This is a genomic window from Microvirga brassicacearum (assembly GCF_008757455.1).
GTDB lineage: Bacteria > Pseudomonadota > Alphaproteobacteria > Rhizobiales > Beijerinckiaceae > Microvirga > Microvirga brassicacearum.
Genome location: NZ_VCMV01000003.1, coordinates 420,027 through 440,367 on the forward strand (window position 1 = coordinate 420,027; position 20,341 = coordinate 440,367).

The 20,341-nt window shown below is 60.6% G+C and carries 17 protein-coding genes and 1 pseudogene; 13 read left to right on the plus strand and 5 right to left on the minus strand.

What is annotated here, in order from left to right:
• Nucleotides 1-36: 36 nt before the first annotated feature.
• Genes FEZ63_RS03785 through FEZ63_RS03795 form a run of 3 tightly spaced genes read left to right on the plus strand, consistent with a single transcriptional unit; the run spans nucleotide 37 to nucleotide 2,876 of the window.
• Nucleotides 37-777: an ATP-binding cassette domain-containing protein gene (locus FEZ63_RS03785; RefSeq protein ID WP_150942289.1), complete on the plus strand. Its 741-nt coding sequence runs from the start codon at nucleotides 37-39 to the stop codon at nucleotides 775-777.
• A gap of 14 nt (nucleotides 778-791) precedes the next feature.
• Nucleotides 792-1,820 carry an ABC transporter permease gene (locus tag FEZ63_RS03790; RefSeq protein WP_150942290.1) on the plus strand — a complete coding sequence of 343 codons (1,029 nt, stop codon included), beginning with the start codon at nucleotides 792-794 and terminating at the stop codon, nucleotides 1,818-1,820.
• Nucleotides 1,821-1,859: 39 nt separating this feature from the next.
• Nucleotides 1,860-2,876, plus strand: a complete 1,017-nt coding sequence (locus FEZ63_RS03795; protein ID WP_150942291.1) for a sugar-binding protein — start codon at nucleotides 1,860-1,862, stop codon at nucleotides 2,874-2,876.
• Between the two features lie 89 nt (nucleotides 2,877-2,965).
• Here the strand turns inward: FEZ63_RS03795 and FEZ63_RS03800 are convergent, their stop codons facing one another.
• The 3 genes and pseudogenes from FEZ63_RS03800 to FEZ63_RS24790 all read right to left on the minus strand — a co-directional run bounded on the left by FEZ63_RS03800 (nucleotide 2,966) and on the right by FEZ63_RS24790 (nucleotide 5,066).
• Nucleotides 2,966-4,009: an aldo/keto reductase gene (locus FEZ63_RS03800; RefSeq protein WP_150942292.1), complete on the minus strand. Its 1,044-nt coding sequence runs from the start codon at nucleotides 4,007-4,009 to the stop codon at nucleotides 2,966-2,968.
• Between the two features lie 276 nt (nucleotides 4,010-4,285).
• A pseudogene (locus FEZ63_RS25425) lies at nucleotides 4,286-4,484 on the minus strand (IS6 family transposase); the annotation flags it as partial.
• 387 nt (nucleotides 4,485-4,871) lie between these two features.
• A complete protein-coding gene (locus FEZ63_RS24790; RefSeq protein WP_153245851.1) occupies nucleotides 4,872-5,066 on the minus strand; it encodes a hypothetical protein in 195 nt (64 codons plus the stop codon).
• Between the two features lie 238 nt (nucleotides 5,067-5,304).
• On the opposite strand from FEZ63_RS24790, the gene FEZ63_RS03810 reads away from it, so the two are divergent.
• Nucleotides 5,305-6,372, plus strand: coding sequence for a patatin-like phospholipase family protein (locus FEZ63_RS03810; protein WP_150942293.1), 1,068 nt, complete (start codon nucleotides 5,305-5,307; stop codon nucleotides 6,370-6,372).
• A gap of 197 nt (nucleotides 6,373-6,569) precedes the next feature.
• A complete protein-coding gene (locus FEZ63_RS03815) occupies nucleotides 6,570-8,648 on the plus strand; it encodes an ATP-dependent helicase (RefSeq protein WP_150942294.1) in 2,079 nt (692 codons plus the stop codon).
• Between the two features lie 168 nt (nucleotides 8,649-8,816).
• On the opposite strand, the gene FEZ63_RS03820 is transcribed toward FEZ63_RS03815, so the two are convergent.
• Nucleotides 8,817-9,281 (minus strand): YidB family protein, encoded by a 465-nt coding sequence (locus tag FEZ63_RS03820; protein WP_150942295.1) that lies wholly within the window; start codon nucleotides 9,279-9,281, stop codon nucleotides 8,817-8,819.
• A 382-nt stretch (nucleotides 9,282-9,663) separates the two neighbouring features.
• Here FEZ63_RS03820 and phaP point away from each other — a divergent pair, with 382 nt between their 5' ends.
• From phaP to FEZ63_RS25435, 3 genes are all read left to right on the plus strand, one after another.
• On the plus strand, nucleotides 9,664-10,665 hold the full coding sequence (gene phaP, locus FEZ63_RS24940; RefSeq protein ID WP_162419659.1) for a phasin family protein: 1,002 nt from the start codon (nucleotides 9,664-9,666) through the stop codon (nucleotides 10,663-10,665).
• A gap of 792 nt (nucleotides 10,666-11,457) precedes the next feature.
• Nucleotides 11,458-11,667 carry a lytic murein transglycosylase gene (locus FEZ63_RS26145; RefSeq protein ID WP_420846252.1) on the plus strand — a complete coding sequence of 70 codons (210 nt, stop codon included), beginning with the start codon at nucleotides 11,458-11,460 and terminating at the stop codon, nucleotides 11,665-11,667.
• Entirely contained in the window at nucleotides 11,664-11,843 is a 180-nt protein-coding gene (locus FEZ63_RS25435; RefSeq protein WP_244622611.1) for a peptidoglycan-binding domain-containing protein, read from the plus strand. Before FEZ63_RS26145 ends, FEZ63_RS25435 begins: the two co-directional genes overlap by 4 nt.
• Before the next feature lie 165 nt (nucleotides 11,844-12,008).
• On the opposite strand, the gene FEZ63_RS03835 is transcribed toward FEZ63_RS25435, so the two are convergent.
• Nucleotides 12,009-13,019: a LacI family DNA-binding transcriptional regulator gene (locus tag FEZ63_RS03835; RefSeq protein WP_244622612.1), complete on the minus strand. Its 1,011-nt coding sequence runs from the start codon at nucleotides 13,017-13,019 to the stop codon at nucleotides 12,009-12,011.
• Between the two features lie 315 nt (nucleotides 13,020-13,334).
• Between FEZ63_RS03835 and FEZ63_RS03840 the strand changes: the two genes are divergently transcribed.
• The 5 genes from FEZ63_RS03840 (at nucleotide 13,335) to FEZ63_RS03860 (ending at nucleotide 20,263) form a co-directional block, all read left to right on the plus strand.
• On the plus strand, nucleotides 13,335-14,615 hold the full coding sequence (locus tag FEZ63_RS03840) for an ABC transporter substrate-binding protein (RefSeq protein WP_150942297.1): 1,281 nt from the start codon (nucleotides 13,335-13,337) through the stop codon (nucleotides 14,613-14,615).
• Between the two features lie 139 nt (nucleotides 14,616-14,754).
• The gene (locus FEZ63_RS03845; protein ID WP_244622613.1) at nucleotides 14,755-15,711 is read left to right on the plus strand and encodes a carbohydrate ABC transporter permease; all 957 of its coding nucleotides are present in this window, start codon (nucleotides 14,755-14,757) and stop codon (nucleotides 15,709-15,711) included.
• A 7-nt stretch (nucleotides 15,712-15,718) separates the two neighbouring features.
• A complete protein-coding gene (locus FEZ63_RS03850) occupies nucleotides 15,719-16,768 on the plus strand; it encodes a carbohydrate ABC transporter permease (protein WP_150942299.1) in 1,050 nt (349 codons plus the stop codon).
• Between the two features lie 11 nt (nucleotides 16,769-16,779).
• Nucleotides 16,780-17,859 carry an ABC transporter ATP-binding protein gene (locus FEZ63_RS03855; RefSeq protein WP_420846257.1) on the plus strand — a complete coding sequence of 360 codons (1,080 nt, stop codon included), beginning with the start codon at nucleotides 16,780-16,782 and terminating at the stop codon, nucleotides 17,857-17,859.
• A 22-nt stretch (nucleotides 17,860-17,881) separates the two neighbouring features.
• Nucleotides 17,882-20,263 (plus strand): glycoside hydrolase family 31 protein, encoded by a 2,382-nt coding sequence (locus FEZ63_RS03860; protein ID WP_150942301.1) that lies wholly within the window; start codon nucleotides 17,882-17,884, stop codon nucleotides 20,261-20,263.
• The last annotated feature ends 78 nt before the right edge of the window (nucleotides 20,264-20,341 follow it).

A 20,341-nucleotide genomic window follows, 5' to 3' on the forward strand; every position in this document is an offset into this window, starting at 1 on the left:
CTTCGGTCCCGGCCGAGGCTCCGATGAGGGGGATGCATGGCGCTGCTGGAGCTTCAAGGTATTGCCAAGCACTTCGGTGCTATCGAAGCATTGAAAGGCGTCGATCTCTCCATCCAGGCCGGAGAGGTGGTCGGCCTGATGGGCGACAACGGCGCCGGCAAATCCACTCTTGTGCGAGTTATCGCGGGGAATTTCCGGCCATCCGAGGGCGAGATCCGGATCGAGGGTCAGACAAAGCACTTCCACAAACCTGTCGATGCGCGGGCGGAAGGAATCGAGGTGGTCTATCAAGACCTCGCTCTGTGCGACAATCTCACGGCTGCCGCCAACGTTTTTCTCGGCCGCGAGATGAAGCGTCGGATTGGCCCGATCAAGATACTCGACTATGCGGCCATGTACGCCCGGGTCGCCGAGCTCTTTAGTGAACTCAAGTCGGAGACGCGCCCTCGCGACCTCGTCAGGCAGATGTCGGGAGGTCAGCGTCAGGCCGTCGCCATCGCGCGCACCCGCCTCTCCGACGCACGCATCGTACTCATGGACGAGCCGACGGCCGCGATCAGCGTGCGACAGGTTGCGGAAGTCCTCGGTCTCATCCGGCGGCTGAGGGACAAGGGCATTGCCGTTGTGCTGATCAGCCATCGCATGCCGGATGTGTTCGCGGTCTCCGATCGCGTCGTAGTCATGCGCCGCGGCACGAAGGTCGCCGACAAATCTGTCAATCAGACCTCCCCTGAAGAGGTCACCGGCCTGATCACGGGAGCCATTCACACTGCGTAACTGACCGAGGGCCCATGACGACGAACTTACCGACCCGTCCGTTCCAGAGCAGCGTCGCGATTGAGGATATCACGGGCCTCAAGGAACGCAGCCTCGGCCAAAGGTTGCTGGCAAGCCAGCCCTTCTGGGTCACGATCGCGCTCATCATCATGTGCGCGGTGATGACGTGGGATCAACCGGATGCCTTTGCCTCGGCGGACAATTTCTACAATATCACCCGCAACTTCGCCTTCATCGGCATCATGGCGGTCGGTATGACCGCGGTGATCCTCACCGGTGGCATCGACCTCTCGGTGGGATCCCTGATGGGCCTCGTCGGCGTGGTCTGCGGACTTGTCCTGCAAGCCGGGTATCATTGGGCAGCTGCCGTTCTGGCAGGACTTTTCGCCGGTGGGGCTGCGGGCGCGGTCAACGGCCTGTTGATCGCCTATGTGGGCCTCCCGGCCTTCGTCGTAACGCTCGGCATGCTCTCGGTGGCTCGCTCGCTTGCAATCGTCCTGTCCGAAAACAAAATGATCTACGAATTCGGGCCCTGGGGCGACACATTCAACGCCCTCGGGGGAGGCTCGGTCCTCGGCATCGCCAACCCCGTCTGGACGCTGCTGGTCCTTGCTCTCGTTTTCGGCTTCGTTTTCAACGCCACCGCTTGGGGCAACTATCTCTATGCGATCGGCAGCAACGAGAACGCCGCCCGCCTCACCGGCGTTCCAGTCCGACGGATCAAGTTGCAGGCCTATATCGTCTCCGGCCTGACGGCGGCGCTCGCATCCGTCCTGATCGTTGGGTGGCAGGGCTCGGCCATCAATGCCCTCGGGCAGGGTTACGAATTGCGCGTCATCGCCTCGACAGTGATCGGCGGCGCGGACCTTATGGGTGGCCAGGGAAGCGCGTACGGCGCCGTCGTCGGCGCGGCGCTGATCGAAGTGATCCGCAACTCCCTTCTCATGGCGGGCGTCGATTCCAACTGGCAAGGCGCCTTCGTCGGCCTCTTCATCGTGTTGGCGGTTCTGCTCCAGCGGATCCGCGGCAAACGTTCGGCTTAAGAGATGCCGGGCGTCTATAACCAGCAGGAGGAACAACCAATGAGAGCTCTAACCCTAGGTGTCGCTACTGCGGCGCTGCTTGTGATGAGTGCCGGCGCCCAGGCGCAGGGCAAGAAATACACCTTCGCGCTTGTGCCAAAGAACATGAATAACCCGTTCTTCGATCAGGCTCGCGACGGCTGCAAGAAGGCCGAGAAGGAATCGAGTGGCTCGATCGAATGCCTCTATATCGGCCCTGGCGAGCATGGCGGCGGCGACGAGCAGGTCCAGGTCGTGAACGATCTGATCGCAAAGAAGGTCGACGGCATCGCCGTGTCACCCTCCAACTCGGCTGCCATGGCAAGAGCGCTCGAGGGCGCAAAGAAGGCTGGCATCCCGGTGCTGACCTGGGACTCGGATCTCCTCGAAAAGGACAAAGCCCTGCGCACTGCCTATGTCGGCACCTACAACTACGACATCGGCGTGAATCTGGCGAAGCTAGCCATGCCGCTGAAGCCGCAAGGCGGGACGATCTGCATCCAATCCGGTGGCGCCGCGGCGTCAAACCACAACGAGCGCATGCAAGGCATTCGGGACACCCTTTCGGGCGCGAAGTCGGCCGCGGCTCCAGGCACCCGGCTGGCAGGTCAAAACGGCTGGCGTGAGATAGACGGTTGCCCCCTCTACACCGACGACGATTTTCCGCGTGCGGTCCAACAGATGGAGGATATCCTCGGCAAGAACCCGCAGCTCGATGCGTTCATTCCGACCGGCGGCTTCCCGCAATTCATCCCGCAAGCTTATCGCAGAGTCGCCGAAAAGCATAAGGCTCGGATCGACAACGGCTCGCTCGCGCTCATCGTCGCCGACACCCTCCCGGTGCAGATGGACCTCATGAAGGCGGGCCTTTCGAGGGGGCAGGTCGGTCAGCGTCCGTTCGAGATGGGCTACAAGACCATGTTATTCCTCAAGGACATGAAGGACGGCAAGGCGCCGCCCAAGGACCCGACCTATACGGGTCTCGACGTCTGCACGCCTCAGAACGCTGCGACCTGTATTGGTGGCTCTGGCTCCTAGAGCGCTTTCACGTCTGGTGAAATCGCTCTCTTGTTCAGATTTGCCGCGTTTGTCTCCGGCGAAGTGGATCCACTTCGCCGGAGAATGCTCTAGGCAGGTACGGGAGCGTCGGGACGCAGCAACCCTTCTGTCTTGAGGTCCGACCAGAGGGGGCGTGGAATGCGAGCCTTGATGATCTCAGCATTGCGGTACACCTCTTGGGGCGTCTGCGCACCGGGGATGACGGACACGACCGCCGGATGGCCGAGCGGGAAGCGCAGAGCTGCTTCGATCAGCTTCACGCCGTGCACGCCACAGACACGCTCGATGCGCGCGACCCGGTCCAGGATCTCCGGCGGCGCGGGCTCGTAGTTGTAGAAGGCTCCGGGTTTCGGTCCCGTGGCAAGGATGCCGGAATTGTAAGGGCCGCCGAGCACGATTGCGATGTCCCGCTCGCTGCAATACGGCAGAAATGATCCCAGAGCCTCCTGCTCCAGGAGCGTGTAGCGACCGGCAAGCAGGAAAATGTCGAAATCGCCCTCGCGGGCCATCCTCTCGCAGACCTGCCATTCGTTCACGCCAGCCCCGAGCGCAGCAATCACGCCCTGATCGCGCAATGAGGCGAGGGCACGATAGCCGCCGTCCATGAATTCCCGGATACGACGATCGGATGCTTCCTTGGAGCCATGGGTGAACACATCGACGTCATGGCAGAAGAAAATGTCGATGCGGTCGACCCCGATGCGCTCGAACGAATCCTCGATGGAGCGCATCACTCCGTCATAGGAATAGTCAAAGATCTCCTGGCGCGCGGGCGTATCGAAGAACTTCCCGATTCCGGTGCGACTCTCGGGCGGACAGATCCGGAGAAGCCGGCCGACCTTGGTCGATAGGACATAGCTGTCGCGCGACCGGTCGCGAAGGAAATGGTTGAGGCGAGTCTCGGCAAGACCGAGGCCGTAGAGCGGCGCTGTATCGAAGTAACGGCAGCCCGTATCCCACGCTGCCTGCAAGGTGGCTTGCGCCATATCCTCCTCGATTGCCTTGTACAGGTTCCCAAGCGGAGCCGTTCCGAAGCCAAGTTCCGTGAAGGACAAGCTACGACGGGAGCGCGTCGTAAACCGTCGTGGGACTTGAGATTCGGCGCCATTCATGGTCCCGCCGCTCCGTTTGTCTGCGGACGCTAGCGTAGCAGGATTGGACGTCGGCGATAGTCGCGATGGCGACCGAAATCAGGCACAGTGCGTTTCCGTAGTCAACTTGACCGGTGGCCCTGGAGCCGTTGATATTCCGCACCCGAAGCTAGGCGGCCGATGGGCTCGCTTGGCTGGCTCTGCTGCGATTGATTGTCCTGAGCAACGCCCTCCGAACGCTCACCGATCTCGATCCGGCGCGGCCTCAATGCCTCAGGGATCTCTCGGACGGAGCTGGCTCGCAGGAGACTTGAAGTCGAGCATAGGCCGGGCCCGGCGCTTGATCCCCGATGATCTTGCTCGATGCGATTGTTCAGGGTTTGGTTTTTAAGGATCCGGATTGGCATCAGCTTGGGTCGGGCGCGCTCCCGCAATCAATGGCTGATGTCGCAGGAAACAACGGCTCTCGATTGGTCCGGCTTCGGTCGATAACGAGCTATCGGGCACCTTCCAGAGAACGCCGGTGGTCATGGGAGGCGGATTTGGTCGATAAGAAGCAAGCGGATCCCGTCTTCCTCGACTTCGAAGCCTCATCTCTGGGAAAGCACAGCTACCCGATCGAGGTCGGATGGGTGTCTGCTTCCGGGGATGAGGAGAGCCACCTCATCAGGCCCGCTCCGTCGTGGACGGATTGGGCAGCAGATGCCGAGTCTATCCATCGCCTCTCTCGCGATCGCCTCGTGGAGGAGGGCGCCCGGTCGAGGAAGTGGGACGACGCATGATCGCTGTTCTGACCGGCCCCGGACTCTATGCGACCGCACCCTCTTGGGATGGACGCTGGCTCAGTCGATTGCTGCGGGCCGCAGGCCTGCCCCGACATGCGCTACGATTGCAGGGTTCGGACCAGGCCCATCGGGAGGCGACGGTCGAAATACTGCGGGTGGCCAATATCCCGCCAGAGCTCCATGACGGGATCTTTCGGCAGATTTTGGCAAGCGCACGCCGCGTCGATGACGATCGCGGGCCGCCGACGCATCGCGCCCTCGCGGATGCCCGGCGCGAGCAGCGTGTGTGGCACGATGTCCGTCGCATCGCGGAGGAGGCAGCCGCACGATTGCCAAGCAACATAGCATCTTGCGGCGCAGGGGTTGCTCCAATGGTTGGGTCGGGTTTTGATGGCACAAGATGCCCGGGGAGACCGTTTGATCGAGTTGCGGCCGCTAGCATCAGGCGAGAAAGGGAAATCGCATGAATGTTCGCATTACTGACAATGGCGATCCGAACAATGGCGATCCGAATTTCGCCGGGCGACCGGCATGACGGGCAAGGCGACAAAAAAGTCGGACGGTCCGCGCGGCCTTGCCGGCCCCAATGCGGAGAAGTCCCTCTCGTTGGCTCTGCAAGGTGGCGGCGCGCACGGTGCTTTCACCTGGGGCGTCCTCGATCATCTTCTTGAAGACGGGCGACTTTCGATTGAGGCGATTACGGGAACGAGCGCAGGAGCGCTGAATGCCATCGTTCTGCTCGAAGGCTGGGTCGAAGGCGGACCGGAGGGCGCTCGCGCGCAACTGCGCCAGTTCTGGAAGCGGGTCAGTCTGGACGGGGACCTCTCCCCCATTCAGCGCTCGCTCTTCGACAGGTTTCTGGGCTACTGGAACGCCGACGGATCACCGGGCCATTTGTGGCTCGACGCGTGGTCGCGCGTGGCGAGCCCTTACGACTTGAACCCGCTCGATATCAATCCCCTCCGCGACGCCTTGAGCGAGTTGATCGATTTTGAGCGGGTCCACGCGTGTGTGGATACAAAGCTCTTCGTAGCCGCCACGAATGTCTGGTCAGGAAAAATTCGGATCTTCAACGCGCCGGAGCTCACCGTCGATCATGTCCTGGCTTCCACATGCCTGCCGATGCTTTTCAAAGCTGTCGAAATCGATGGCGAGCCGTATTGGGACGGAGGTTATTCGGGAAATCCGGCGCTCTTCCCACTTTTCTACGAGACCCGGGGCGATGACATCCTGCTGGTGCAGATCAATCCACTTGAGCGCCGTTCTACTCCTCGAACGACGCAAGAAATTCAGAACCGTCTTACCGAGATCACCTTCAACTCGAATCTCTTGCACGAACTTAGAGCCATCGAATTCGTCACGCGGCTGATCGACGAGGGCAAGCTTTCGTCCAAGGAATACAAGCGCGTTTTCATGCATCGCCTCCATGGTGGTCCCAAACTGGACGCCTTTGCGGCCTCGTCACGCATGAAGGCCGGTTGGGATTTCTTCAAGGAACTGAGGGATCTTGGCCGCGCCGCTGCGCGAAGCTGGCTGTCGGATCACTACGAGGCCATCGGAACGCACAGCACGCTCGATTTGCCGAATACCTATTCGTGAGTTTCGAGAGGCAGCTCTCGCGTGAACGCACCTTCGTCTATCAGGCTGCGGCAGATTTACCTGTCGGCTGCGCGCCACCGACCCGCCACCGGGATACTCGATTCTGGTCACGCTCGACTTCGGCCGCAACTCAAGCTCAGCGGTTGCGAACAAATCAGAAACAGGAATACTGCCTGATCGAGGAGATCGATTCGCCCGTGTCCGTCAACGCGACCTATCTGGAGAAGCTCAACCCGCAACAGCGCCGGGCGGTCGAGCATGGGACGGAGGGAATGGGACAGGGCAGGGGCCGTCCGCTTCTCGTGATTGCTGGCGCCGGATCGGGCAAGACAAACACTCTGGCCCATCGCGTGGCCCATCTGATGGTCGGTGGCGCCGATCCTCGTCGGATCCTCCTTCTGACGTTTTCACGCCGGGCGGCTGCAGAGATGGCGCGCCGCGTTCAGCGGATTTCATCGCATGTCATGGGACAGGATGCCCGCATGATGACGCACGCCCTGACCTGGGCTGGCACCTTTCACGGCATCGGCGCCAGACTGCTACGGGATTACGCGCTCGGGATCGGACTGGATCCTGCCTTTTCCATCCACGATCGCGAGGACTCGGCCGACCTGATCAATCTCGTTCGCCATGAGCTCGGATTCTCCAAAACGGCGAGCCGGTTCCCGGCGAAAGGAACTTGTCTGTCAATCTACTCCCGCTGCGTCAATGCCGAGATGGCGATTGAAGAGGTACTGAGAACCTCCTTCCCATGGTGTGCAGGATGGGCTGCCGAATTGCGCCAGCTTTTCGCCGCCTATGTTGAAGCCAAGCAACGCCAGAATGTCCTCGATTATGATGACCTCCTGCTCTACTGGGCACAGATGACGGCTGAACCGTCTATCGCGGCAGAACTCGGTGGCCGCTTCGACCACGTGCTTGTCGACGAGTACCAGGACACCAACCGGCTCCAGTCCTCGATCCTTCTGGCTCTGAAACCTGATGGGCATGGCCTCACGGTCGTCGGAGACGACGCCCAGTCGATCTATTCGTTTCGGGCAGCCACGGTCCGAAACATTCTTGATTTTCCCTCGCACTTCTCTCCTCCGTCCGAAATCATCACGCTCGACCAGAATTATCGCTCGAGCCAACCCATCCTGGCCGCCGCCAACGCGGTAATTGAGCTCGCCTCCGAGCGTTTTACAAAGAACCTCTGGAGCGAGAGATCTTCCGCGGAGAAGCCGCAATTGGTAGCGGTTCCGAACGAAGCCGAGCAGGCCCAATATGTGGTCGAATGCGTATTGCAGAATCGAGAGAGCGGCATCGTCCTCAAGCAACAGGCCGTTCTCTTTCGCACCTCGTCCCACAGTGGACCGCTCGAAGTGGAGCTGATCCGTCGGAATATTCCATTCGTCAAATTCGGTGGCCTCAAGTTTCTTGATGCCGCTCATATCAAAGACGTGCTGGCATTGCTGCGGTTCGTCCAGAACCCGCGCGATCGCGTCGCTGGTTTTAGATTGATGCATCTCCTGCCGGGCGTCGGACCGTCTTCGGCACAAAGAGTGCTCGACCTCATGGCCAAGGCGCCTGATCCCGTGACGGCACTGCTGGAAGCTCCTGCGCCACCCCGTGCAGGCGACGATTGGCGATCATTCGTCGAGACCATAGAGCAGCTCCGCGCGGGCATGGTCGGCTGGCCGGCAGAACTTGAACGAGTGCGGACTTGGTATGAGCCTCATCTCGAGCGAATACATGAGGATGCATCTGCCCGCAGAGCCGACCTTGTCCAGCTCGAGCAGATTGCCGGCGGGTATCCCTCGCGGGAACGTTTCCTGACCGAGCTCACTCTCGATCCGCCGGACGCGACGAGCGATCAGGCTGGCGTGCCTCTGCTTGACGAGGACTATCTGATTCTCTCGACCATTCATTCCGCCAAGGGTCAGGAATGGAAGTCGGTCTTTGTCCTGAACGCTGTCGACGGCTGCATCCCGTCAGACCTGGGCACCGGTACCACTGCCGAGATCGAAGAGGAGCGACGGCTGCTCTATGTTGCCATGACGCGGGCCAAGGATAATCTGCACCTGATGGTCCCACAGCGCTTTTTCACGCATCAGCAATCGGCAACCGGCGATCGGCACGTCTACGCCGCCAGAACACGTTTCATTCCCAGCGCGCTCCTGAAATTTTTCGAGAGGGTGTCATGGCCGGTGGCGGCTTCAGACTCTGACGTGACACGCTCGCTGAATAACGACGTTCGTATCGATATCGGGGCCCGGATGCGAGGAATGTGGCGCTGAGGCAAGAGTTACCTGCGGTCACTATAAGCCGCCCTTACGTGACGAGCGGCGGTTCTCCTATTTCCGCAAACTCCGGCACGCAGGCTTCTTCCGAGAGTGCAACATCCGGACAGGATTCGGACCAAACTCTGCTGTTGGGCGCCCCTGTCGATGTGCATCGAAGGTCGGTCAGGTTGCAGGTGGAAGTTGACCATCGGGCGTGTACTTATCGACTGCCTCGGGCAATTCCCGGGAAAGTCGGGCCAGGAGTTCCTCGCGAGACAGCCCCGTCTGTTGCGATAGCGTCGCTAGTACATCCGGTCCGATCGCTTGTTCGAGTTGCTGGGGAGCAACCGCTTGATTAGGGCCCGTATTGACCCAAGAATCGACCACTTCGCGTTGTCCGCTCTGGGTGAACCGCTCCACGAGCTCGCCAAGTCCGCCGCCAAGCAAGTTGCCCACGCTTGTGCCTTCCAGAGCACCACTCAGATTGCCAAGCATCCCGCCTGGCCCATCTGACTGACTGCCCTGCGACCGAGTTCCGGTATGTTTTGCTATTCCCCCAAGCATTTCAGCGAGCTTGTCTCGGTTCTGAAAGCCTGCCACCGCAAGCAAACCTAATAGGGCCGTCATCGACGGGAATCCGCGACTCATTTTGCTCTCCTCACTGCTGCCGAAAACAACACGGGAACGAGTTGGTCGTTCCAGCGAGCGATGACAAGAAGATAAACCCGTACAGTGGAGCTTCGAAACCCGTTACAGAATGCACAAAGCTGGTCGGCACAGGTGTCGGATTTCGCGAGCACTTCGCCGGTGTATATTTTTTGGTTGGGCGGTGTGGGCGGGCTACGCCTGTAAGCGACAAGGCTGAGTTATCACCAAACGTCAGTCGCCCAGGGAACGTTAAAGGCATCAGCGGCTTCCCATAGGATCGCAGGATATTAGCCGTCGCGACGGCCACCGGCGTGACGGCACCCACCCGCTTTCGTCGTGACACACCCACCCGCGTAGCACACCTATTATTTTGTGAGGGAACATGACCACCAACAAAAAATTTAGCAAAACCCCGCCGGATAAGGCAAATGAGCTTATTACGAAGCTCCTCGCCACGTCCGACAACGCGGCGAGAACTCGTGAGCGGTTGCTCTCGGAGCTGAAAGAAGAGTTGGAACTGCTGGCCAGCCTCCAGGAGCAGCATCTCTTTCCGGTCTTGAGGAAGCACGGAATGCAGGTGCTCGTTCAAGAGGCGAGCGATGACAATCTCGAAACCAGTGCGCTCATCGCGGAATTGGAGCGCATGCCGAAGAACAATGGCAAGTTCCTCACCAAGGTCGCAGAGCTACGGAAGGTATTCCAGCAGCATCTCCGCGACGACAAGAAGGAACTGCTCCCGGCCGTGCTCAAGGTCTTGAGCGACGAGGAGGCCGAAGCCGTCGTCGAGAAGGTGGAGGATGAGGTGGCGAGTATGGAGGAGACTAAGCGGGCCGAGCCTGAGCACGCGCAGGAGCAGGTTGAAATTGTCCAGCAAATCGCGGTGGATATGACAGACACCGTGCGGGCAGGAGCGGAAGGAGCCCAATCGGTCGCTCGTACCGTGCAGGATGCGGTACAGAATGGCCTTAGCTCAGCATCAGAGTTGGCCCACCTATCAACCGAACAGGCAATGCAGCTCTTCTTCTACACTGCACGTACCAGAGACCCACAGGCAGTTGGCGATCAAACCTCCCAGAACCTCCGAGCGGTCTCACAATCGGGCACGATTCTGGCCCGCGGCGTGCAGGATGTCTCACGGAAATGGTTCGAGTTGAGCGAAAAGCGCCTGCAGACCAATATCGAAGGCTTGAGCAGTCTGGCCAGATGCCGGTCGGTTCCGGACTTCGTTGCGGTCCAGACTTCTCTCATTCGCGAGAACCTCGAGCAGACCATCGACAACAGTCGGCAGATTGCTGAAGTCACTCGTCAGCTCGCAGATGAGGCAATCCGGACGGTGACTGTTCAAGCTAAAAAGACGGTAGAGCACGCCAGCCGCGCGGCTTGACAGTCTGGGTTCTATTGCGAAGGATGTGCCCTGACTTAGAAGTCGGGCGCGTCCTCGCGCAGGTATCAGATCGATTGCGCGGAATCGTTTTGATTGCGCAGCACTCGTGCCTACACCGTCCAGCAACGCACGATGCTGAGAAGGTTTGGCGGAACAGTCTATTCTCACGACCGTGAGACCTGCGCGGTAACAACAGCATGCTCCTCATCGGTGCATTGAGAGCGGCCGAGCCCTGATGCGGTGCGTGAAGAGGGAGAACAGCAAGCTCGCCGGTTAATAATCCACATCACGGCAGCGGCCCGCTTCCTCACCATTATCCGCTACAAAGCAGGCAGGTGGAGCGGCGTCTCTAACACCGCCATTCCATCAGAAACTATCCTGATCTAGTGTCTGTGCCATGTCGGTCCTCGCCCGGTTCGCGCGCTACGCCTCCGTGGCTCTTGTGGCTATCGTCCTGTGTGCCGTCCTCGCAGAGGCGCTCTCTCGCGCGCAAGCGCAGGCGCCGGAAATAAGGCCAGTCATTGAAGCGCAGTTCCGCGACTGGCTCGTGCAAACCGTGTGGCCCGATGCGCAAAAACAGGGCGTCTCCCGGGAAACGTTCGAGCGCAGCCTGGTTATGGTCACACTTGATTGGGACCTTCCGGAGCTTCAGCCGCCTGGCTCGGCGATGCCTTCAAGCGACCAACGCCACGCGGTGTTCCAGAGCCCGGGGCGCTATTTCGCGGAGCGCCAACTCGCCTCCCTCGCAAAGCTCGGAGGCGAGCTCTTGAAGCAATGGGCGCCGAACCCTCAATGCGATCGAGCGGCGCTACGGAGTGCCACGCGAGATCATCGTCGCGATCCGCGGGCCGTCTGGGACCGTCCTTCCTGGTTTCGGAGAACTTCTACGTCCTCAAGCGGTACAATGAGTCCGACCTCTATGCACTCTTCATCGGCGATCTCTCGAATCGGATGCGTGGTGCCGCCGCCTTCGCGGGGACATGGATGCCGTGGATGCGATGAGGCGTGGCGATATCGAAGCGCTGCAGGAGCGCCTGCGGGCCCAAGGCTACGACGTGGGGAAGATTGACGGTCTGATCGGGTTTGCAACACGTACCGCCATCGGCCGGTGGCAGGCAACAAGCCGGCGCGACGAGACTTGCTTCCCCGATCTTGCCCTAATCCAGATGACCCGCTGAGCAGCCTAGTGACGGGGCGGGTTGGATTTCGGTTGTTGCGCTTTAGTCAGCTCCTGGGCCGTAAGCTGACCTTCATTCGCTTCGCTCAACGTCGCACGCTGACCCGTAGCGGACTCTCATTCCTAATCCAATCAACGAGTATAAGGTGCGGATAAAATCAAGTCGCTAACGGACAATGAGCTCATGCGGCAAAAGCTGCTCCGAGGGTTGCTCACCAGCCCAGAGAGCTTGCAACTGGCCCACGACCTTGGCGCCAAAATCCGCATAGGGAATCCGGACTGAGATAAGCCAAGGGGCAATCCAAGCGTTGAGCGCGTTATCGTCGATACCAACAATTCGACATGTTTCGGGGATGCGGATGCCCTTCTCCAAAGCCAAGCGGTAGGCCCCGTAAGCCATCATATCGCTCGGACAGAGGAGCCCTCCCGGCCACGATTTCCCGTCAATAAGCCTTTGCGCTGCGGCGTATCCCACCTCCAGATGTGACAGGCCCAAGGCGCTGGCTTGACGGATCGCTTCGCAGGGAAGACCGAGCTCCTTGAGGCGCCTCACAAAACCGTCAACGCGATCGCGCGACGCCGATGATCCTTGCGTAGGATGGATGACAGCAAGGTCCCTGATCCCTTGCGCCCACAGATGATCGGCCGCATCGGCCCCAGCGCGCCGATTGTCGATCCCGACAAAGGATCCCGCCCCGGCGGGGTTCCGGCGCCCGACAAAAACGATGGGGTCGCCTCGGGCAACCGAGGCGGACAATGCTTCGCTTTGCACCGCATTGACCAGCACATAGCCCTGCACGGCCTGCGACCGCATGGCGTGCAAGTATTCATCTTGCAGTTCCGCGCGGTCATGTGTGTCGCAGAGGATCATCACATAGCCAGCCGAGCGCAAAGCTGTCTCGACGGAGGCCGCGATCGCCGCCATGGCCGGGTTGTCGAGGTTCGGGGACAGCATGGCCACGATACGGCTTTCCCGCCTGCGCAGGGCCCGGCCGACATGGTTCGGCCGGTATCCCAGCGCTCCCACTATTTTCTGGACGCGCTCGATGGTTTCGGCAGAAGCCCGGCCCGTCTCCCCGTTCACAATGCGGGAGACGGTCGCAATCGAAACGCCCGCCTTGGCCGCGACCGTTGCCAACAAGACCGGTTGATGGGCCGAAACTCGTTTCCTGTTCATGGCCCCTTGTTCACCACTTTGACTGGGCCTGTCGAGACCCCTCATGCGTAGGTCAAGAACGCTGACCTGAAGAGTGCTGGACAGCCCGGCAAACGTTTGCCAAACTGGTCTCGCAAATCGAGCTTCTGGTCTCCCGACGCTTGTCTGTGGCCACTCGCCGCCCTACCGGCCGCCAACCGATTAGGGTCGGATGCCTTTCGAGAGGAGGCTAGTCCGATCAGGCACCGCAGCCGGTCTCTGAGTCCGGTCGCCCCGTTGGCGCCATAGATTCAAGCAAATCTTCAATCTTGAAGAGCAAAATAAACGGAGGAAACGATGAAGGGCACCAAGATGCTCCTAGGTTGCGCCCTGCTCGCGGCGAGCCTTGTAGTGAGCAACGCACAGGCACAAACGACCTTGCGGATGACCTGGTATTCGGACGGCAACGAAGGCGAGGTCATGAGCGACCTGTTGCGCCGCTTCGAGGAGCAGAACAAGGACATCAAAGTCGTTCTCGATCAGGTTCCGTTCAAGGCGATCAATGAGAATTTGCCGGTGCAGCTGGCGGCAGGGCAGGGACCTGACCTCGCACGCGTCGCAGATCTCGGGGGCGTCGCTCGCTACATGTTGGATCTGCGGCCCCTCCTGAAGGACCCGGCCTATTTTGAAACCAATTTCGGACCGTTCCTCGAATGGATGCGCCTTCCCGGCGACAAGACTTCCATCCCGGGCTTCATGACGCAGCTCACCCTCACGGGCCCCCTGGTCAACAAGACCTTGTTCGAGCAAGCCAACATTGCGATGCCCGGTCCCAAAGCAACCTGGGAGGAATGGGCGAAGGCCGCAAAGGACGTCGCGACGAAAGTCCAGGCGCCATTCCCGGTCGCCATCGATCGCTCGGGCCATCGCTTCTTCAGCTTGGCGATCACGCAAGGCGCAAAGGTGTTCGACGACAAGGGCGAGCCCGCGGTCGTGGATGACGGCTTCAAGAGGGGCGCGCAACTCGTCTATGACTGGCACAAGAACGGCGTGATGTCGAAGGAGCTCTGGGGCTCGGTGGCGGGAACCGCCTATCGTGGCGCCAACGACGAGTTCAAGAACGCACAGGTCGTGATGTACGTGTCGGGCTCGTGGCAGATCGGCCAGTTCGACAAGACCATCGGAAACGGCTTCGATTGGGTCGCCGTCCCGACGCCTTGCGGACCCGCCAACTGCTCGCCCATGCCGGGCGGCGCGGCGCTGGTCGCCATCAAGACGACCCAGCATCCCAAGGAAGTCGCGCGCCTCGTGGAATATCTCGCCAGCGAGAAAGTCGTTGGCGAATTCTACGATCGCTCCCTCTTCGTGCCGGGTCATCTCGGTCTCGCAAAGCAGGGCCTTACCTACAAGGATGCCTCGCAGCAGGGCAAGGCGGCGCTTAAGGTCTTCAGCGAAGGTGTGTCGACCCTGTCTCCGGTCGCCAACAAGCTGCAGGGCTACGTCCACAACCGCGTGATCTTCAACGCGGTTATCAGCCGACTCGGCCAGGCCATCGCCGGCGAGGCCTCGCTTGACGAAGCCTACAAGCGCATCACGGCCGATATCGAGCAGCAGATCGCCGAGCGCACAAAGAAGTAATGGGAAACCCCTCCCGGGCTTTCCAACCCGGGACGTTCCAGCTTCCGCCGGGGACACCATGACTCTCTCGTCAAAAACCACTCCAGCGACTGCGGCGGATTCCACAAGCCGGCAGGCGCAGCCGCGCGGGACGAACCCCATGCTGAGAGGGGCTACTCGGATCATCGACTGGCCCATGGAGGGGCTGCAGCGACTGATCGGCGAAAGGCGAATGCCTTACGTCTTCCTGCTGCCGAACCTCGCCTTCTTCGGGGTCTTCGTTTTTGTCCCCATTTCCATCAACTTTCTCTATTCGGTCACCGGCGGACCAGCTTTGTTTCCAGCTGAGCGCCCATTCGTCGGGGCTGGGCAGTACGCTTACCTGTTCGACTGCGGATCCTTCGTGGACCCAAGTTCCTGCCGCGAGGACCACTTTTGGCGCGGTGTTTCGAACACCCTTCGGTTCACCGCGTTCCAGGTCGTTGCGATGGTGCTGTTGTCGCTCCTGACGGCCATCGTGCTGAACATGAAAATTCGCGGACGTGGCTTCTTTCGCGCCGTTTATTTTTTTCCGGTTCTGCTGTCTCCCGTGGTCGTCGCGCTGATCTGGAAATGGATCCTGCAGCGCGATGGGCTGCTGAATGCCGGCATCACGGGACTGGGCGGCGACAAGATCCTGTTTCTCAGCGAGCCTGGCTGGGCGATGTTCTGGATCATCTTCGTGTCGGTCTGGGCCCATATGGGTTTCTACACGCTGATCCTGCTGGCCGGACTCCAGGCGATTCCAGCGGATATCTACGAGGCCGCCGAGATGGACGCGACACCCCGGTGGCGGGTGTTCTGGCGTCTTACCCTCCCGCTTCTCTGGCCCAACCTGATCGTCGTGATCGTGCTGGCCCTGATCCGCGCCGTGCAGACCTTCGACGAGGTCTTCGTGTTGACCGGAGGAGGACCCGGCACTTCCACCCTGATGGTGGTGCAATACATCTACGAGACGGCGTTTTCGAACCAGGTTCAAAATTTCGGCCTCGCAGCGGCGGCGTCCGTGGTGCTCGGCATCGTGCTGTTCGCGCTGACGTTGGCGCAACTCGCGTTCTCGCAACGCAAGTCCTCGTGAGGACGTCATGAAGATAGCGCAACTCCTCACCGCCCGCCGCGATGCCAGCCATCGGCATTGGACCGATATCGCGGCTTACGCATATCTGTTGCTCGGCGTCGTTTTGATGTTCGGCCCGGTTCTCTGGCTCGTCCTCTCGTCGTTCAAGACACAAGCCGGTCTGCTCGAATTTCCCCCATCGCTTCTGCCCATGTCGCAGAAGGAGATTTCGGTTGCCGGATACCCGCAACCGCTGCCTCTCTTCACGGTGACGATGGAGGACGGAACGACTCGGCAACTGGCGCAAGTTCGCCGCGTCGGCATCCAGTCCCAGATGGTCGACCCGGACAACCCGAGCCAGCAATATCGCGTGGCGATCGACAAGCGGGTTCCCGTTCGCGAATTCTCGCTCGCCACAGAAAACTACACGGAGCCGCTGGCGCGTTTTGCTTTTCCGCGGTTCCTCGCCAACTCGGTCTTCGTGACCGTGGTCGCGACCTTGATCACGCTCCTGATCAACTCGATGGCGGCCTATGCGCTGTCCATCTACGAGTTCAAGGGCAAGAACGCCGCCATGCTGATGGTGATCGGCACGCTCATGATTCCGATCACGATCATCCTCGTGCCGGTCTACCTTGTGGTGACCAAGCTCGGGCTCGTCAATTCGCTCTGGGCAGTCATCCTGCCGGGGGCGGCGACGCCGACGGGCGTGTTTCTTCTGCGCCAGTACATGCTGACCCTCCCGCGCGATCTCATCGAGGCCGCCCGCATGGACAAGGCATCCGAGTGGCAGATCTACTGGCGAATCGTGATGCCCCTCACATTGCCGGCGCTCGCGGTGTTGGCGATCTTCTCGATCATGTGGCGCTGGAACGAGTTCCTCTGGCCGCTCGCCGTTCTGACCAAGACAGAAGTCTATACGCTGCAGATCGGCCTTAATGCGTTTCAGGGCGAACTGCAGACCCAATGGCAATACCTTCTCGCGATGACCGTCATGACTCTGACTCCGGTCGCGATCGTCTTTGTCTTCCTGCAACGCTTCATCACCACCGGTATCGCCAATACCGGGATGAAATAACCCGTGGTTAACTGATGGCTGACCTCAAGCTCACCGACATCAAAAAGGCTTACGGCAACGTGACGATCCTTCACGGGGTCGACCTTGCCATCACGGATGGGGAGTTTGTGGTGTTCGTCGGCCCGTCGGGCTGCGGAAAATCCACGCTTCTGCGCATCATCGCCGGCCTCGAGCAGGTCAGCGGCGGCGATATCCGGATCGACGGCCAGAGCGTCACGAATGTTCCGGCGTCAGATCGCGGGCTTGCGATGGTTTTCCAGTCATATGCGCTCTATCCGCACATGAGCGTGTATAAGAACATGGCGTTTGCCCTGGAGAATATGGGACTTGGCAGGAGCGAGGTCGACAAGCGCGTCCGCCGCGCCGCCGACATGCTGCAGCTGACCGCCTACCTCGATCGCAAGCCGAGGGCTCTCTCAGGAGGGCAGCGTCAGCGTGTCGCCATCGGCCGCGCGATCGTGCGCGACCCCAAGATTTTCCTGTTCGACGAGCCGCTGTCGAACCTCGATGCGGAATTGCGTGTCGCCACCCGCAAGGAGCTGGCGGCCCTCCATGCGGAGATCGGCGGCACCATGATCTACGTTACCCACGATCAGGTCGAGGCCATGACGCTTGCCGACCGCATCGTGGTGCTGCGCGCGGGCGTTATCGAGCAGGTCGGAACGCCTCTCGAAGTTTACAATCACCCGGCCAATCTTTTCGTCGCAGGCTTTATCGGCTCTCCGCGCATGAACCTGTTCCCGGCGCGGGTAGCGGATGCCGGAGGGGTGGCGGTCGGCAGCGAGATGCGGCCGATCATATTGCCCTCCACGGGCCATGCTGTCGTCGGAACCGATATCACCTTGGGTGCCCGGCCGGAACATATCGACGTGGTGGGAGAGGATCAGGCCGATATCGTGATCACCCTCGATCTCGTCGAGCAGCTCGGTGGCGAAACCTACCTTTACGGATCGACCCCCGGACTGCCGCAGCTCACCGTGCGCCAGCATGGTCAGGCTGCCTATGATCGGAACCAGAGGCTCGGCCTGCGACTGAAGCGCGACGCCCTTCACCTTTTCGATGCGGACGGAAGCGCGATCCGCATCCGCTGATATTGCTGAGGAGACATTTTCAATGAAGGCATTGACCAAAGGTCAGTATCGCGGTCGCGATGGAATCTGGGCTGTGTTCGATCTGGGGTGGAACACGGAGCTGCGTGTCGGCATCCTTGAACACGATATCGGCCGCGTCGTCATGAAGCGCGCAGGAGGTTATGCGCTTGATCGCGGTTGGAGCATCGCGCCCAATGGACTCGAGCCTCCCTTCGAGGGAAGATCGCGAGATTCCATCGAGGGGTTTACCTGCCCTGCAGCCTCAGTTGTACAACGCGATGGCGCGGTCGTGCTGGAAGCCGCGGGCTTGACCGCCGTGGTCAGATTGTCACCCTTCGGCGTGGCGTGGCATCGAACCGGGGAAAGCCAACCCTTTCTCAACGACCGGCCCACGCAGGCCTATTTCATGTCGCGAAAGTCCGGCGCGCTGCAGCACGTCGTCGCGCGGCATGAGAATGAGCGTCACTACGGCGTCGGCGACAAGGTCGGGCCTCTCAATCACACCGGCCGCCGCTTCAAGATCGACGCGGTCGATCCCTGTGGATTCGACGCGGAGCTGAGCGATCCGCTCTATAAGATGATCCCGTTTCTCGTCGTCGACGGCGATATGGGCGCTCACGGCGTGTTCTACGACAATCACGCGGCCGGCGAGATGGATCTCGGCTGCACCATCGATAACTATCATGGCCTGTTCCGGTCCTACAGCGCCCAGGATGGCGACATGGATTTCTATGTCCTGGCGGGGCCTAGCGTGCCGGATGTGGTGCGGCGCTTCTCGTGGCTCACCGGTGGCCAGGCTTTCGCGCCGAAATGGTCTCTCGGCTTCGGCACCACGTCCATGACGATCGCGGACGCGCCGGATGCGGATGCGAGAATTACCGACTACACCGGGAAGTGCCGCCACCATCAGATTCCTTGCGACAGTTTCCATTTCGGATCCGGCTACAGCTCCATCGGCCCGCGTCGCTACGCCTTCAACTGGAACCGTGACAAGTTTCCCGATCCGGCGGCGACCATGGCGCGTTTGAAAGAGGCCGGCATGCAGCCGGTCACCAATCTCAAGCCCTGCCTTCTTGATGATCACCCGCGATTGAAGGAGGCAAAGGATCAAGGGATCCTGGTCATGGATGGTGCGACGGGCGAACCGGCCGTCGCCCAGTTCTGGGATGGTCTCGGCTTTCACATCGACTTCACAAATCCCGATGGTCGCGCCTGGTGGCGCGACGGCATGCAAACCGCGCTTCTCGATTACGGGGTGGTCACAATCTGGAACGACAACAACGAGTACGAGATCTGGGACGAGGATGCCATTTGCAATGGGGATGGCCGACCGTTCGCGCAGGTGCTGGCCCGGGCCGCGCAGCCGCTGCTCATGACCAAGCTGTCGTATGAGACGCAAGCCGCTCACGCCCCCGGAAAACGGCCCTATGCCATCACGCGGGGCGGAGCGGCCGGTCTGTGGCGCTATGCACAAACCTGGTCCGGCGACAATGAGACCGCCTGGAAAACCCTCCGTTTCAACCTCACGCAAGGGCTCAACATGAGTCTGTCGGGCATGTTTAACATTGGCCACGATGTGGGCGGTTTTCATGGGCCAAGCCCGAATCCCGAATTGTTCTGCCGCTTCGTGGAATTCTGCTCTCTCTGGCCGCGCTTCGTCATGAATTCCTGGAAGGATAACGGCGTCGTCAACCTTCCATGGATGCACGAGAGCGTCATCCCGCAGGTGCGCGGGGCCATGACGCTTCGATATCGGCTGATGCCGTACATCTACACACAGATGTGGCAGGCTTCCCGTCGCAATGAGCCGGTGGTTCGCCCGCTGTTCTATGATTTTCCAAATGACCGCCAGGCGATCAATGTGCAGGACAGCTTCATGCTGGGGCCTGACCTTTTGGTCGCTCCCGTCCTTGAGGAGGGAGTGGTGGATCGGGAGGTTTACCTGCCGCAGCACGAAGGCGGCTGGTTCGACTTCCACGATGGCCGCCACGTGGACGGCGGACAAACCATCACCGTCGCAGCGCCCCTGGGCCATGTGCCGGTCTTCGCCCGGTGCGGCGCGATGATCCCGGTGACAAACCAGATCGATCGCATCGACCCGGGTCTCGACACGCAGCGCGAGGTGCTGGTGTTCGGCGTGCTAGCCGATGTCTCCGAGGCATATCTTTACGAGGATGATGGCGATACGACAGACTGGCGGGGGGAGCGCCGGCTGGAGCTTCGCTTCGGGTTGCGCCGGAGCAAAGACGGTCCGGTTCTGTCGGTCAACACCGACGGTTCGTACCGGCCCGCTTTCGACACGATCTCGGTTCGCACCGTTGCGGTCGATGGGAAGATTCGGATCGACACGTCAAAGGACAGTGCGGTCAAGATCGAACAAGGTAGCCAAGCATTTCCCGTCTGAGCGCGTCTAGATACATCGCAGACCCGACTCGGTGATTTCGTCGGGTTCGTGTTCGCTCTCACAACAGCCAAGGGTGAG

Excerpts from the sequence above, each read along its gene's own strand:
- FEZ63_RS26145 (WP_420846252.1), top strand. The coding sequence starts at position 11,458 with ATGCGATCGAGCGGCGCTACGGAGTGCCACGCGAGATCATCGTCGCGA.
- FEZ63_RS03820 (WP_150942295.1), bottom strand. The coding sequence starts at position 9,281 with ATGAGTCGCGGATTCCCGTCGATGACGGCCCTATTAGGTTTGCTTGCG.
- FEZ63_RS03860 (WP_150942301.1), top strand. The coding sequence starts at position 17,882 with ATGAAGGCATTGACCAAAGGTCAGTATCGCGGTCGCGATGGAATCTGG.
- FEZ63_RS03800 (WP_150942292.1), bottom strand. The coding sequence starts at position 4,009 with ATGAATGGCGCCGAATCTCAAGTCCCACGACGGTTTACGACGCGCTCC.
- FEZ63_RS03840 (WP_150942297.1), top strand. The coding sequence starts at position 13,335 with ATGAAGGGCACCAAGATGCTCCTAGGTTGCGCCCTGCTCGCGGCGAGC.
- FEZ63_RS03810 (WP_150942293.1), top strand. The coding sequence starts at position 5,305 with ATGACGGGCAAGGCGACAAAAAAGTCGGACGGTCCGCGCGGCCTTGCC.
- FEZ63_RS25435 (WP_244622611.1), top strand. The coding sequence starts at position 11,664 with ATGAGGCGTGGCGATATCGAAGCGCTGCAGGAGCGCCTGCGGGCCCAA.
- FEZ63_RS03835 (WP_244622612.1), bottom strand. The coding sequence starts at position 13,019 with ATGAACAGGAAACGAGTTTCGGCCCATCAACCGGTCTTGTTGGCAACG.
- phaP (WP_162419659.1), top strand. The coding sequence starts at position 9,664 with ATGACCACCAACAAAAAATTTAGCAAAACCCCGCCGGATAAGGCAAAT.
- FEZ63_RS03795 (WP_150942291.1), top strand. The coding sequence starts at position 1,860 with ATGAGAGCTCTAACCCTAGGTGTCGCTACTGCGGCGCTGCTTGTGATG.
- FEZ63_RS03790 (WP_150942290.1), top strand. The coding sequence starts at position 792 with ATGACGACGAACTTACCGACCCGTCCGTTCCAGAGCAGCGTCGCGATT.
- FEZ63_RS03845 (WP_244622613.1), top strand. The coding sequence starts at position 14,755 with ATGCTGAGAGGGGCTACTCGGATCATCGACTGGCCCATGGAGGGGCTG.
- FEZ63_RS03785 (WP_150942289.1), top strand. The coding sequence starts at position 37 with ATGGCGCTGCTGGAGCTTCAAGGTATTGCCAAGCACTTCGGTGCTATC.
- FEZ63_RS03850 (WP_150942299.1), top strand. The coding sequence starts at position 15,719 with ATGAAGATAGCGCAACTCCTCACCGCCCGCCGCGATGCCAGCCATCGG.